Origin of the sequence: Oceanibium sediminis, assembly GCF_003265325.1 — a bacterium.
GTDB classification, from domain to species: Bacteria; Pseudomonadota; Alphaproteobacteria; order Rhodobacterales; family Rhodobacteraceae; genus Halovulum; species Halovulum sediminis.
This window is the reverse complement of the sequence record NZ_QGNX01000002.1, coordinates 252,564-265,639: the sequence shown is the minus strand read 5'-3', so window position 1 is coordinate 265,639 and position 13,076 is coordinate 252,564. Positions and strand designations below refer to the sequence as shown.

Below are 13,076 nucleotides of genomic sequence, written 5' to 3'. Positions count from 1 at the left end.
GGACGCGACCTTAGCCGCTAAGGCAGGGGGCGATGAGCGAAGTCTGACCGATAGGGCGCCCCTTGGAGATTTTGAAACAACGTGGCCTGTTCGGCCCCCGCCTGCGGCGCATGCCGGGGCGGCGGATCTTCGTCCATGCGCGCCGCGACGCGGCGGCGCGGATCGCGTCGGGGGCGTTCGACTTCTTCAACACGCTGGCCGAGCTGGCACGGGCCAGCGACATCCCGATTCATGTGGTTCACGCCACGCCGCGCAGCCGCGCGGACGCGGCGAAGGGCGGGCGGCACCTGCATGTCTTTTACGGCGGCAAGCCGCTTGCCGGTCCGCGCATCCTGCATGCCTGTCCGACCTACCTGCACGGCTACTGGTACTGCGATCCGCGCGGCGCGCGGCATCACTCGTCCATCGCGGCGGCGGCGTTCGATCCCGACACGATCGACCCCGCCGGGGCGCTTGCGCTGCTGGGGCGGCTCCACGGGGCGACGGTGGCGGCGAACCGGTCGAAATACGACCAGCCCGCGCGGGGCGGTCGGGCCCTGAAACCCGGCGGGATCGCGATCTTCGCCCAGCAGCCGATCACCGCGACCGAGGGGCAGTTCCATATCGACATGATCCCCCTGATCGAGGCGGTGCTCGGCGCGAACGCCGGCGCGTGCCCGGTCTACATCAAGCTGCATCCGCGCCAGCGCCCGGACCTTGCCGCCGCGATCCGGGCGTTTCATGCGCCCGATGCCGGGGTCGAGGTGGTGGACGTCAGCGTGCACGACCTGCTGGAAAGCTGCGCCTTCACGGTCAGCCAATCCTCCGCCGCCGCATTCGAGGGGTTCATCCACCAGAAGCCCGCGATCCTTGCCGGGATCACCGACTTCGCGCAGAACGCCGTCACGATCACCGATGCCCGCCAGATGCCCGCCGCGATGGCCGAGGTGGAGGCCCGCGCATTCGATCATGCGCGCTTCCTCGCCTGGTTCCTTGAGCGGCAATGCCTTGAGCCGAAAGCGCCGGACTTTCCCGCGCGCCTTGCCTCGCGGCTGGGCGATGCCGGGTTTCCGCTGGGGCCCGGCGCCGGGGGCTGACATTGCGTCCTGAATCCCGGCTTCGCGTTCAATGGCGCATTGAAACCTGAACAAGCGTTCAGTAACGTCCCGCCATGGCCAGGCGCAGCGGATCAAACGGAGAGGCGACGGCGCGCGACATTCGCGCGGCCGCCACCCGTCTGTTCGCTGCCAAGGGCTTTGCCGCCGTTTCCATGCGCCAGATCGCCCATGAGGTGGGGGTGCAGGCCGGTGCGCTCTATCTCTACACGCCGGACAAGCAGTCCCTGCTTGCGGACATGATGATCGACCACCTCGAGCACCTGCTGAGCGCCTGGGACGCGGCGCGCAGCGACGATTCGGACCCCGTCGCGCGGCTGCAGGGCTTCGTGCGGTTTCACATCCGTTATCACCTGGCCCGCGTCGACGAGGTGTTCATCGCCTACATGGAACTGCGCAACCTCTCGCCCGAGAATTTCGCGCGGGTCGAACGCCTGCGCCGGCTCTATGAAAACGTGGTCGAGGAAATCCTGGTCGACGGCGCCGAAAAAGGCGTGTTCCGCGTCACCGATCCGCGCATCGCGACCCTGGCGCTGATCGCGATGCTGACCGGCATCGGCACCTGGTACCGGGCCGACGGACGCCTCTCGACCGAGCGGATCGAGCAGATCTACATCGAACTCGCCCTCGGTTCGCTGGGCGCGGCGCTCGGGTGAGCCTCGTTCTGCACCACGCCCCGCAGGCGCGCTCCATGCGCTCGCTGTGGCTGCTGCACGAACTCGGCCTTGAGTTCGAGGTTGTCACCCACACCCTCGGCCCCGCGCTGCGCGATCCCGCCTACCTGGCGGTTCACCCGCTTGGCCGGGTGCCCGCCCTGATCGACGGGCCGGTGCGGCTGTTCGAAAGCGGGGCGATCTGCGAATACCTCTGCGAGCAGTACGACCCCGGTACGCTGTGGCGCGTGCCCGGCCATCCAGAGCGTGCCGCCTGGCTGAACTGGCTGCATTTCGCCGAGACGATGGGCCAGCACCTCGCGGCCCTGACCCAGGCGCACGTTGTCATCCAGCCGCCCGAGGCGCGCCCGCAGATCATCATGAAGCTTGAGGCGAAGCGCCTGTCCAAGACGCTCGACGTGCTGGAGGCGGGGTTGGACGGGCACGACTACCTGTTGCCCGGCGGATTCTCGGCCGTGGACACGGGGATCGGCTACAGCCTCTACCTTGCGGGGCATTTCGTCCCGCTGGAACCTTATCCCAATGTCGAGCGTTATTTTTACAGGCTGCAAGACCGCGACGCATGGCGAAAATCCCTGCCGGGGCCGGGGGAGCCGGTGATCCTCACCCGGCCTTTTTACGCCGTCCCGGAAGCGTGAGCGGCGCTGACGCTTTGCCGGAGGGCCGGTTTTTGCTAAAATAAGACGTTTGACGACGCTTTCGGGGCGCTTCCCGGGGGAGTGTCATGAAACATACGAAGGCTGGGGTTAGGTAGCGATCATGCGTGACCGGGTCGATCCACTCATCGAAGAACGGGCGCCCTGGCTGTACGCCCCGGGGCCGCATATCCGCGCGGTGCGCGGGTTGCTGCACCTGATGCTCGGATACGACGAATGCATCCGCATCGCCGAAGAGATCGAGCATCTGCCTGCGCCGCAGATGATGGATGCGCTGGCCAGCAGGATCGCCGGGAACACCGATGTCGACGGGCTGGACGCGCTGCCCGACTCCGGGCCCGCCATGGTGGTCTGCAACCATCCCACGGGAATCGCGGACGGGATCGTTGTGTGGTCTGTCCTGCGCCAGAAGCGCCCCGACCTGTTCTTCTTCGCCAACCGCGACGCGGTGCGCGTGATGCCCCAGATGGCAAGCATGGTCGCGCCCGTTGAATGGCGGCGGGAAAAGCGCAGCCACGGGTCGAACCGCGAAACGCTGACCTACGCGAGCAACGCGATACGTGAGGGGCGGCTGGCGGTGTTGTTCCCCTCTGGTCGGCTGGCCAAGCGGCGCGGGCTGAAGCTGTATGAGCGTCCCTGGATGCCCTCCGCCGCGATGCTGGCGCGCAAGTTCAAGCTGCCCGTGGTTCCGCTGCACATCACCGCGCGGAACTCGGTGCTGTTCTACCTGTTCGACGCCCTGCACGAGACGTTGCGCGACGTGACCCTGTTCCACGAGGTCATCAACAAGCACAACCACACCTTCCGCGTCAGGTCCGGTCGAGTGCTTGACGGGGCGGCGCTGTCGAAGGACAGCGAGCTTGCCACGCAGGAACTCTACCGCGCCACGATGCGCGCGGCCGTTGGGGCAGGGGACTATTCCGTCCTGATCCCGAGCGCGCGCAGAAGCTGGGTGGGGCGGCAGCTCAACCTGATCGGGCGTTAGATAAAATCATCACCATATGGAATGTGAAATAGTTCAATCATTCACTTTCATCATGCTCCGATATGGGCGATAAGCGGGCCGAACAAACCTCGCTTGCCCATTGGAGAAGAGACATGACAACTGCAAGCCCGACCTCATCAAGCCCACTTTCCCGCAACCCGGACCACGGCGCGCTGCGCGTGATCGCCGCCGTTGCGCTGACGTTCCTTGCCGGAATCCTGCTGTCCGACGTGTACCTTGCACCCGCCGGTGACGGGGCCGCATCCGCGCCCCTGCTCGAGGATTGGCACGGCAACGTGATGCGCAGCCACTTCCAGACGCAGTAAGATCAGTGCCCGCGCCCCTTCCCGCCGCGACGCAGGCAGGGACGGGCGCGGACCGTCGCCATGGATACAGCCGCCCGCCCGGCTTCGGCAGTGGGGGGCCGACCCCCGGGTGTCCCGGGAGCAAGCCGCAGGTCGAAACGCCGCTGTCGGCGTGCGGCGAAAGCGACGGCCGGACTGGCGGGCAGCGCGTTTCGCGGCAGCGCCGAAGATATCGCCTTGATACCAAATATGAATAGGGTAACCGTTAGGGGGCTTATGCGCTTGGGCAACTGGCGTATCGGCTAGCGCCAGACGGACCGGCCCTGATAGCTGGCCCGCATGTTTAGCTTTGGATGCACAAGGGCAGAGCAGTGAAGAGAATCGTGATCTCTGCCATATATGTCGGGTCCGGTTTCGCGGCGTCATTGGCGGTGATCGCCCTGATCACCCGTTTTGCCCTGCCGGATGAACGGGTCGGCTTCTTCCTTTTCCAGGCCGTGTTCTTCCCGCTGACAAGCCTGCTGGGACAGGTCCGCATTCTGTCCACCTACAGGGCATTGTCCCTTGGTCGCCTGTCCTTCGGCATCGACGTGCTGGTCGTGCTGCTCGCCCTGGCAGCACTTTTCGTCTTCGGGAACGGCCGATTCGGCGCTTTGGAGGCCGTCCTTTACGCCGGATCCATTCCCTTGACCTATCATGCCTCAGCACTTCTGGCCGCCGCGCAATTCCGTGGCGGAGGGCTTCGCGGGGCGCATCTGCCGATCCTCGCGGGCGCGGCGAAAGTGATCGTCTGCGCGGTCGCGCTTGACTTCGGCCCGGCGGGGGCCTTCTTCCTTGCGGCGGCGGCGTTCCTGGCCGTCCCGCTGGCGTTAGCCCGCCGGACGGAGGCCGCGTCCGCGGGCCGGGCCAATGACCGGCTGATAAGCGGGGGAGAGATCCTCGCGCTCATGGGATTTGCCTTCGTTTCGGGCATTTCGTTCCAGTGGGACCGGGTCGTCTTCGCCCAGATCGGAAGCGACGCTCTGATCGTGGTCACCGGCGTTTGCATGACCTGGGCGCTGTCACCGCTGTCGATGATTTTCGCAACCCTGTACCGGGCAGACGCGCGCAAGATATTCGCCAGCGATTCGACGTCTTTCGACCTGCGCCGCTGGGGCCGGCAGGCGGCGGTATTCGTAGTGCTCAGCGCTGTTTACGCGGCATTCACCTATGTCGCGTGGCGGCCGGTAAACGCGGCGGTCTTTCCGTTCTTCGAAGGTCCCGTGATCTGGCCCCTGATCCTGATGGCGGCAATCGTGCTCGACCGCCTTGGCCATCTGGCTGTCTATTCCACACCCGGCGGTGGGTATGGGCACATTGCGATGATCAAGCCGATTATCATGGCGGTTGCGATCACACTGGCGTCCTTGTCCCATGATGTATCGCTGCTTGGGGTGTACGTTTTGTATTTGTTGAGTGCTGCGCTTTATCTCGGGATAGCCCTGTTTTTCGCGGCAAGGGCCAGTCGGCGTTCGCTTCGCTAGTCCTTCGGCAATTCGCGCCCGATCTGCAACCTGTAGTCCCTGACGTTCACCGCATTCACGGGTAGGGCGTGCCACGCGCCTGGCCCGTATCCGCAGGCCGGTTTGTATATGCAGTTGCGCATCATCAGGCTTGCCGACATACGGATGCGCCTCGACATACTGCTTCCGTGGTTGTGTGGAGCACTGGCTTGCTCGGCGGAGGCCAGCTCTTTCTTTCGTGCGGGTATCAGTTCATCTCGGACGTAACGGTGGAGTTCATTGTCCAACGCGTTCCGTTCCGCGGCCAAGTCCCGTTGTTCTTCCGATAGTGTTTCCACCTGCAAAGCAGGATTGCCGCGTAGGGCGCCTTTGGGGAGTCCTGCCCGGTTTAGGTGCTCGACATTGGCGGTGAATCGACGTCTGCGAAACAAGGTACGCACTGCTCGAACAAAGCCCTGATAATCCCCGAGTTCGCCGACAACGGCAAATCTGTCCGTCAGTATCCGTTTTGCTTCGTCGAGGTCTTCCTTTCCGGCCAGACTACGGGTCTGGTAGTTCCAGCGCTCTTCGTAGCGTGCCCATGCGTCGAAGCCCGCATCAAAACCTCGTCGCAGACTGTCATGAAAGTATTCCGAGATATATCGATCGGTGCCGTTTCGGATGATCGTGTAGTAGGCAAGCCGGTCGTCGAAGTCGCCGAATGTCCGGAACGGTCGAATGGAGTGTCCCGCCAAGCTTCGCAGCTTCGGATACACCAGTGCGGCTCGCCGAATATCTTCCGCGTCTACAAGGTTTGCGTTCCTGTCTCTCGGAATGATGTCGCAATGGCCGAAGGGGTAGTTCTGACGCAAAGCGTGAATCAGCGACGTGCCGCCGGTCTTTTCCAAATGCACGAACGTCGGGATCTGGTGCAATGGACCCTCGGCCAAGGAAGTGTTGAAAACTGCGAAGAAAACCCTAACCGCGGGCCCGGGCTTGAGCAAGTCAAAGCCCCACTATGACTTTCCGCGCAGGTTTCCCCGGCGCGAACCCTGTTCAGAGCTCGATCGTCAGAACCTCGCCGGCCTGGTCCGTAAGGCAGGTGGCCCGTCTACCCCCGAGATCAAGGTCCAGGGTCGAGCCGCCGTCGCGCGGCGCCTTGCCCAGCACGCGGATCGCGGATGGCGAGACGCCGGTCAGAAACGCCGCTTCCAGCCGGCAGCCTTCCTCGGCCGAGGCGAAGACCGTTGGTACGGCGCCGCCGCCCTGTGCGGTCGGCATGCAGGCGGCCAGCGGCAGGCCGATAAGGGCGAGGGCGAATCCGATGCGCATGGGGGGCCTTTCCGGGGAAGGGGCCGGGCGAGCGCGCCGCCCGGCCGTTTCAGATCACAGGTCGTCGTAGATCGGGAAGCGGTCGCAGAGCGCCTGCACCTTGGACTTCACCGCGGCTTCGACGGCGGCGTTGCCGTCCGCACCATTGGCGGCCAGGCCGTCCACCACCTCGACGATCAGCTTGCCGATCTCGATGAACTCGGCCTCACCGAAGCCGCGGGTGGTGCCCGCCGGCGCGCCGAGGCGGATGCCCGAGGTGATGGTGAACTTCTCGGTGTCGAAGGGGATGCCGTTCTTGTTGCAGGTGATATGCGCACGGCCCAGCGACTTTTCCGCATCGACCCCGGTCACGCCCTTCGGGCGCAGGTCGACCAGCATCAGGTGGGTGTCGGTGCCGCCGGTGGTGATCGCCAGCCCGCCCTCGACCAGGGTCGCGGCAAGGGTCTGGGCGTTCTTGACCACGGCTTTCTGGTAGTCCGCGAACTCCGGGCGCAGCGCTTCGCCGAAGGCCACGGCCTTTGCAGCGATGACATGCATCAGCGGGCCGCCCTGAAGGCCGGGGAAGACGGCGGAGTTGAACTTCTTGGCCAGGTCCTCGCGGTTGGTCAGGATCACGCCGCCGCGCGGGCCGCGCAGGGTCTTGTGCGTGGTGGAGGTCAGCACGTCCACGTCCGCCATCGGGTTGGGATAGACACCGCCCGCGATCAGCCCGGCGAAATGCGCCATGTCGGCCATCAGGTAGGCGCCCACCTTGTCGGCCACGGCGCGGAAGCGCTTCATGTCGATGATGCGCGGAATGGCGGACCCACCGGCGAGGATCAGCTTCGGCTTGTGCTCCAGCGCCAGGGCTTCCATCTGGTCGTAATCGATGTCCAGCGTATCCTCGCGCACGCCGTAGTGGATCGCGTTGAACCACTTGCCGCTCATGTTGGGCGGCGCGCCGTGGGTCAGGTGCCCGCCCGAGGCGAGGTCCATGGCAAGATAGGTGTCGCCCGGCTTCAGCAGCGCCAGGAACACGGCCTGGTTCGCCTGGCTGCCGGAGTTGGCCTGGACGTTGGCGTAGCCCGCGTCGAACAGCTTGCACAGACGCTCGATCGCGATGTTCTCGGCCACGTCGACGTGCTGGCAGCCGCCGTAATAGCGCCGGCCCGGATAACCTTCGGCGTATTTGTTCGTCATGACCGAGCCCTGGGCGGCCATCACCGCCTTGGACACGATGTTTTCCGAGGCGATCAGCTCGATCTCGTCCCGCTGGCGGCCAAGTTCGTTCCGGATCGCGCCGAAAATCTCGGCGTCACGGGTTTCCAGGGCTTCGGTAAAGAAGCCGTCGTCACGGATCATGTCCTTCATGGGCTGGTTCCCTTCCTTGGGTGGGCGCTGGGCGTCGGAACGCCTTGGTGCTTTGGCACGCTAGATAGACGACCCGCCGATGAAGGCAAAGCGCGAAATCGGCGCGGCGGGGTGCGAAAACGCCGCCGGGCGTTTCCGATAGGAACTCCGCCGCCGGGGTGATTTTGCCTTGTCCTCAGAAACCGGTTAGGTTTTCGGTTGGCGCGCGCTAAGGATATCAACTAATTGACCGACCCGGGGGAGGATCGCGCGCAGATGCGATACGAAAAGATCAGTTTCACCGCATCGCACGCCGATGTTGCGCAGGATGCCATGAAACGCCTGTCACAGCGCTACGGCCATGTTCCTGCGGAGGAAGCCGACGTGATCGTGGCGCTGGGCGGGGACGGGTTCGTCCTTTCCACTCTGCATGACACGCAAACGCTGGACGTGCCCGTCTACGGCATGAATCGCGGCACCGTCGGCTTCCTGATGAACGTCTACCGCGAGGAGGGGCTGCTGGAGCGGCTGGAGGAGTCCGAGTTGGCAGAGATCCACCCCATGCGCATGGTTGCCGAGACGATGTCCGGCCGCAAGCAGGAGGCGCTGGCGATCAACGAGGTCAGCCTGCTGCGCTCAGGCCCGCAGGCGGCGAAGCTCAGAATCATCGTCGACGGGCGCGAGCGCCTGGCCGAGCTGGTCTGCGACGGGGCGCTTTTGTCCACGCCTGCAGGCTCCACCGCGTACAACTACTCGGCGCATGGGCCGATTCTGCCGATCGGGGCGGATATCCTGGCGCTGACGGCGGTGGCCGCCTTCCGTCCGCGCCGCTGGCGCGGGGCGTTGCTCCCGAGCAAGGCGAAGGTCCGGATCGAGGTGATCGAGCCGGACAAACGCCCGGTTCTGGCCGCTGCCGACAGCCTGGAGGTGCGTAACGTCAAGGCGGTGGATATTTCCACCGACACAAGTGTCACGCACCGGATCCTGTTCGATCCCGGCCATGGCCTGGAGGAGCGTCTGATACAGGAACAATTCGCCTGACAGGCATCCCGCGGCTTGCATCCGGGCCGCCACCGGCCCATGTGGAGGCCCAGTAGATGGAGGATTCATGGGCCTGACCCAACGCCAGCAAGTCAAATACTGGGGAATCGCCTCAGTCGTGTTCGTGGCGTTCCTCTGGTTCATGGGGAATACGCTGCTGCCCTTCATCGTCGGCGCGGCGATCGCCTACCTGCTGGACCCGCTCGCGGACCGGCTCGAATCGCGGGGGTACACGCGGGTGGCGGCGACGGCGCTGATCACCTCGCTGGCCGTGTTCGTGCTGGTCACCATCCTGCTGATCCTGATCCCGCTGGTCGTGAACCAGATCGCCGGGCTCATCGAAGCGACGCCGAGGATTTTTGGCGACCTGCGCGAATGGCTGACCCAGCAGTTCCCGGCGTTGCTGGACGAAAGTTCCTCTGTACGTCAGGGGCTTGCCGGCATGGAGGACAGTATCAAGAACGGCGGCGTCGCACTGGCTCAGGCGGTTTTGAACTCTTCCTTCGCGGTGGTGGATTCCATCCTGGTGGTGTTCCTCAGCCCGGTCATCGCTTTCTACCTGCTGCTCGACTGGGACCGGCTCATCGCCCGCATCGATGACCTGATCCCGCGGGAGCATGTGCAGACCGTGCGTCGCCTTGCCCGCGAAAGCGACGATGTCCTGTCCGGCTTCGTGCGCGGCCAGCTGTCTGTGGGGATGATCCTCGGGGCGTTCTACGCGATTTCACTGGCGCTGATCGGGTTGCCGTTCGGGGTGGTGATCGGACTGTTCGCAGGCATCATCTCGTTCATTCCGTTTGTTGGGTCGATTCTTGGTGGAGCGATTTCCATTGGGGTGGCGGTGTTCCATTTCTGGGGCGACTGGGGCTGGATCGTGGCCGTGGCGGCGGTGTTCGGCATCGGCCAGGCGGTTGAGGGCAATGTGCTGACCCCGAAGATGGTCGGCGGAAAGGTGCGCCTGCACCCGGTCGCGCTGATCTTCGCGCTCAGCGCCTTCGGGGCGCTGCTGGGCTTCGCGGGGATGCTGATCGCTGTGCCGGTCAGCGCGGTGATCGGGGTGCTCAGCCGCTTCGCGATCCAGCAGTACAAGGCGGGGCCGCTTTATACGGGGCCGGTGGAGTCTGGCGCCGGATCGGAACCGGATCCCGACCGGCAGGACGCGGCGGAGTAGCGTCATGGCACGACAGCTTTCCCTGGATCTGGGCAGCCGCCCGGCGCTGGGCCGTGAGGCCTTCCTCGTCTCCGACGCCAACGCCACGGCGCTGGCCGCCATCGAAGCCTATGCCGACTGGCCAGGCGGGCGCATGGCGCTGGTCGGCCCCGAGGGGGCGGGCAAGACGCACCTCGCGCATGTCTGGGCCGAAATGTCCGGCGCGCAGATCCGCGCCGCCGACGACCCCGACCTCGGCCTGCCGGAGGGGCCGCTGGTGCTGGAGGACGTGGACCGCATCGCCGGTGACAGGGCCGCCGAGGAGCGGGTGTTTCACGCCCATAACGCCGTCATCAATGCCGGCCATCGCCTGCTTGTGACCGCGCGCAGCGCGCCGCCGCGCTGGGGGCTTTCGCTGCCCGATCTCGCCAGCCGGATGCAGGCCGCCGGGGTCACCCGGCTGGAGGCGCCCGACGATGCCTTGCTCGCAGGAGTGCTGGTCAAGCTGTTCGCGGACCGCCAACTTCGCGTCTCGCCCAGCATGGTGGCCTATATCCTGCGCCGGATAGACCGCTCTTTCGCAGCGGCGGCGGATATCGTCGCGCGGATCGACCGCGCCGCGATGGCAGGCGCGCGGCCCGTCGGCCTGAAGCTGGCGATCGACGTGCTAGCGGAAAACACCGGCGCGTAGCCGGGTCCGTCCGGCCCGATTGGGGGCCCCGTCCGGCAAGCCCGGCGGGGCACGCGACTGCGCGCCGCAAGGGGGGCGTGCAGGGGCGCTGACTGGACAGTCGCCCCCTGCGTCATTAAATCATTATAATTCATGAATAAGACACAGCCATGACCAATGCCGATTTTCTCAAGGCCGCGCTGCCCCCTGCCGTCGACCTGCCCGGAGTTGACGCGCAAAGCAGTGCGCGCTTCTTCAACCGAGAGCTGAGCTGGCTGGAATTCAACTGGCGCGTCCTGCAAGAGGCGGAAAACCCCAACGTTCCCCTGCTGGAGCGGGTCCGCTTCCTGTCGATTTCAGGCTCCAACCTGGACGAGTTCTATTCCGTGCGCGTCGCCGGGCTGCGCGGCCTGGTCAAGGGCGGCGTCACCATGCCGAGCGCCGACGGCATGACCCCGACCGAGCAGCTCGCCCAGATCGACGAGAATGCCCGCCGACTGATGGAGCGCCAGAACAAGACCTGGTGCGTGCTGTCCAAGGAACTGGCGGGTGCGGGGATCTGCATCCTCGACCCCAGGGACCTGACGCCGGCGGACCGCAAGCGGCTGGACCAGCACTTCATGGCGCAGGTCTTTCCGATCCTGACGCCGCTGGCGATCGACCCGGCCCACCCGTTTCCCTTCATCCAGAACACCGGCTTCGCGCTGGCGCTGCGCCTGCGCCGCCGCGCCGACGGTCAGCCGCTTGAGGCGCTGCTGCCGATCCCCGCGCAGGTGGCCCGGTTCACCCGCCTCGACGATGGCGAGGGCGGCACGACGCGCTTCCTGCTGCTTGAGGATTTCATCGAGGCGTTCCTCGACAAGCTGTTCCCCGGCTACGAGGTGACCGGGCGCTGCACCTTCCGCGTGCTGCGCGACAGCGACCTGGAGGTGGAGGAAGAGGCCGAGGACCTGGTCCGCGAATTCGAAACCGCGCTCAAGCGCCGCCGCAGGGGAGAGGTGATCCGCCTCAAGATCTCGGCCGGGGCGCCGGCGGACCTGCGCGACACCATCTTGAGCGAGATGCACGTCAACCCCGACGAGGTGATCGAGATCGACGGCATCATCGGCATGGCGTCCCTCAGCGAACTGGTCGATCTGGACCGCCCCGACCTGCTCTGGCCCCATTTCACCCCGCGCACGCCCGAGCGGGTGCAGGACCATGAGGGGGACATGTTCTCGGCGATTCGCCACAAGGACATGCTGCTGCATCACCCCTACGAGACGTTCGACATGGTGATCCGCTTCCTAAACCAGGCGGCGCGCGACCCGGACGTGCTGGCGATCAAGCAGACGCTCTACCGCACGTCCACCCAGTCGCCCATCGTCGCCGCGCTGTGCGAGGCGGCGGAATCGGGCAAGTCGGTCACCGCGCTGGTCGAACTGAAGGCCCGCTTCGACGAGGCCGCGAACATTCGCCAGTCCCGGATGCTGGAACGCGCCGGGGCGCAGGTGGTCTATGGCTTCACCGACTGGAAGACCCATGCGAAGATTTCTACCGTGGTGCGGCGCGAAGGCGGCGACCTTGTAACTTATACCCATTTCGGCACCGGCAACTACCACCCGATCACGGCGCGCTTTTACACCGACCTGTCACTGTTCACCTGCAACGCGGCGCTCGGGCGGGATGCGACGAAGGTGTTCAACTATGTCTCGGGCTACGTGCGTCCGGATGACCTGGAACTGCTCTCGATCTCTCCGCATACGCTGAAATCGACGCTGCTCGACAATCTCGCGGCCGAGGCGGCGCATGCCCGCGCCGGGCGGCCGGGCAGGGTCTGGGCGAAGCTGAACGCGGTGATCGATCCGGACGTGATCGACGCGCTCTACGCCGCCAGTTGCGCGGGGGTGAAGATCGACATGGTGGTGCGCGGCATCTGCGGGGTGCGCCCCGGCGTGAAGGGGCTGAGCGAGAATATCCGCGTCAAATCCATCGTCGGGCGATTCCTGGAACATTCGCGCATCGCTTGTTTCGGCAATGGGCACAAGCTGCCCTCGGACAAGGCGAAGGTCTATATCTCCTCCGCGGACTGGATGGGGCGCAACCTCGATCGCCGGGTGGAAACGCTTGTGCCGGCGACGAACCCCACGGTGCACGCGCAGATCCTGCGGCAGATCATGGCCGCGAATTTTGCCGATTGCGCGCAAAGCTGGGTATTGCAGCCCGACGGCAGTTTCCTGCGCCATGACGAGGGCGAAGAGGGCCAGCTTTTCAGCTGCCACCGCTTCTTCATGGAAAACCCCTCATTGTCGGGCCGCGGTCGCGCCGGGGCCGAGGATGTGCCCGAGTTGCTGCACTCTTACGACTGACCGCCGCGGAA

The 13,076-nt window shown here is 65.4% G+C and carries 13 protein-coding genes; 10 read left to right on the top strand and 3 right to left on the bottom strand.

What is annotated here, in order from left to right; genetic code table 11:
• Nucleotides 1–71 precede the first annotated feature (71 nt).
• From DJ029_RS06700 to DJ029_RS06675, 6 genes are all read left to right on the top strand, one after another.
• Nucleotides 72–1,076, top strand: a complete 1,005-nt coding sequence (locus tag DJ029_RS06700; protein WP_157966283.1) for a hypothetical protein — start codon at nt 72–74, stop codon at nt 1,074–1,076.
• Between the two features lie 74 nt (nt 1,077–1,150).
• A complete protein-coding gene (locus DJ029_RS06695) occupies nt 1,151–1,750 on the top strand; it encodes a TetR/AcrR family transcriptional regulator (protein WP_112321585.1) in 600 nt (199 codons plus the stop codon).
• The gene (locus DJ029_RS06690) at nt 1,747–2,406 is read left to right on the top strand and encodes a glutathione S-transferase family protein (RefSeq protein ID WP_112321584.1); all 660 of its coding nucleotides are present in this window, start codon (nt 1,747–1,749) and stop codon (nt 2,404–2,406) included. Before DJ029_RS06695 ends, DJ029_RS06690 begins: the two co-directional genes overlap by 4 nt.
• Before the next feature lie 121 nt (nt 2,407–2,527).
• Nucleotides 2,528–3,409, top strand: a complete 882-nt coding sequence (locus DJ029_RS06685; protein ID WP_112321583.1) for a 1-acyl-sn-glycerol-3-phosphate acyltransferase — start codon at nt 2,528–2,530, stop codon at nt 3,407–3,409.
• 113 nt (nt 3,410–3,522) lie between these two features.
• The gene (locus DJ029_RS06680; protein WP_112321582.1) at nt 3,523–3,735 is read left to right on the top strand and encodes a hypothetical protein; all 213 of its coding nucleotides are present in this window, start codon (nt 3,523–3,525) and stop codon (nt 3,733–3,735) included.
• A 350-nt stretch (nt 3,736–4,085) separates the two neighbouring features.
• Complete coding sequence (locus DJ029_RS06675) at nt 4,086–5,237, top strand: hypothetical protein (RefSeq protein WP_112321581.1); 1,152 nt, start codon at nt 4,086–4,088, stop codon at nt 5,235–5,237.
• On the opposite strand, the gene DJ029_RS06670 is transcribed toward DJ029_RS06675, so the two are convergent.
• The 3 genes from DJ029_RS06670 to glyA all read right to left on the bottom strand — a co-directional run bounded on the left by DJ029_RS06670 (nt 5,234) and on the right by glyA (nt 7,877).
• Nucleotides 5,234–6,130 (bottom strand): hypothetical protein, encoded by an 897-nt coding sequence (locus tag DJ029_RS06670; protein ID WP_157966282.1) that lies wholly within the window; start codon nt 6,128–6,130, stop codon nt 5,234–5,236. The genes DJ029_RS06675 and DJ029_RS06670 overlap by 4 nt on opposite strands.
• 121 nt (nt 6,131–6,251) lie before the next feature.
• Nucleotides 6,252–6,527: a hypothetical protein gene (locus DJ029_RS06665; protein WP_112321579.1), complete on the bottom strand. Its 276-nt coding sequence runs from the start codon at nt 6,525–6,527 to the stop codon at nt 6,252–6,254.
• 54 nt (nt 6,528–6,581) lie between these two features.
• Nucleotides 6,582–7,877, bottom strand: a complete 1,296-nt coding sequence (gene glyA / locus DJ029_RS06660) for a serine hydroxymethyltransferase (RefSeq protein WP_112321578.1) — start codon at nt 7,875–7,877, stop codon at nt 6,582–6,584.
• Between the two features lie 255 nt (nt 7,878–8,132).
• Between glyA and DJ029_RS06655 the strand changes: the two genes are divergently transcribed.
• The 4 genes from DJ029_RS06655 (at nt 8,133) to DJ029_RS06640 (ending at nt 13,065) form a co-directional block, all read left to right on the top strand.
• Nucleotides 8,133–8,897, top strand: a complete 765-nt coding sequence (locus tag DJ029_RS06655; protein WP_112321996.1) for an NAD kinase — start codon at nt 8,133–8,135, stop codon at nt 8,895–8,897.
• 67 nt (nt 8,898–8,964) lie between these two features.
• Nucleotides 8,965–10,068, top strand: coding sequence for an AI-2E family transporter (locus DJ029_RS06650; RefSeq protein WP_112321577.1), 1,104 nt, complete (start codon nt 8,965–8,967; stop codon nt 10,066–10,068).
• Between the two features lie 4 nt (nt 10,069–10,072).
• Nucleotides 10,073–10,738, top strand: coding sequence for a P-loop NTPase family protein (locus DJ029_RS06645; RefSeq protein WP_112321576.1), 666 nt, complete (start codon nt 10,073–10,075; stop codon nt 10,736–10,738).
• Nucleotides 10,739–10,887: 149 nt separating this feature from the next.
• Complete coding sequence (locus DJ029_RS06640; RefSeq protein WP_112321575.1) at nt 10,888–13,065, top strand: RNA degradosome polyphosphate kinase; 2,178 nt, start codon at nt 10,888–10,890, stop codon at nt 13,063–13,065.
• Nucleotides 13,066–13,076: the final 11 nt, after the last annotated feature.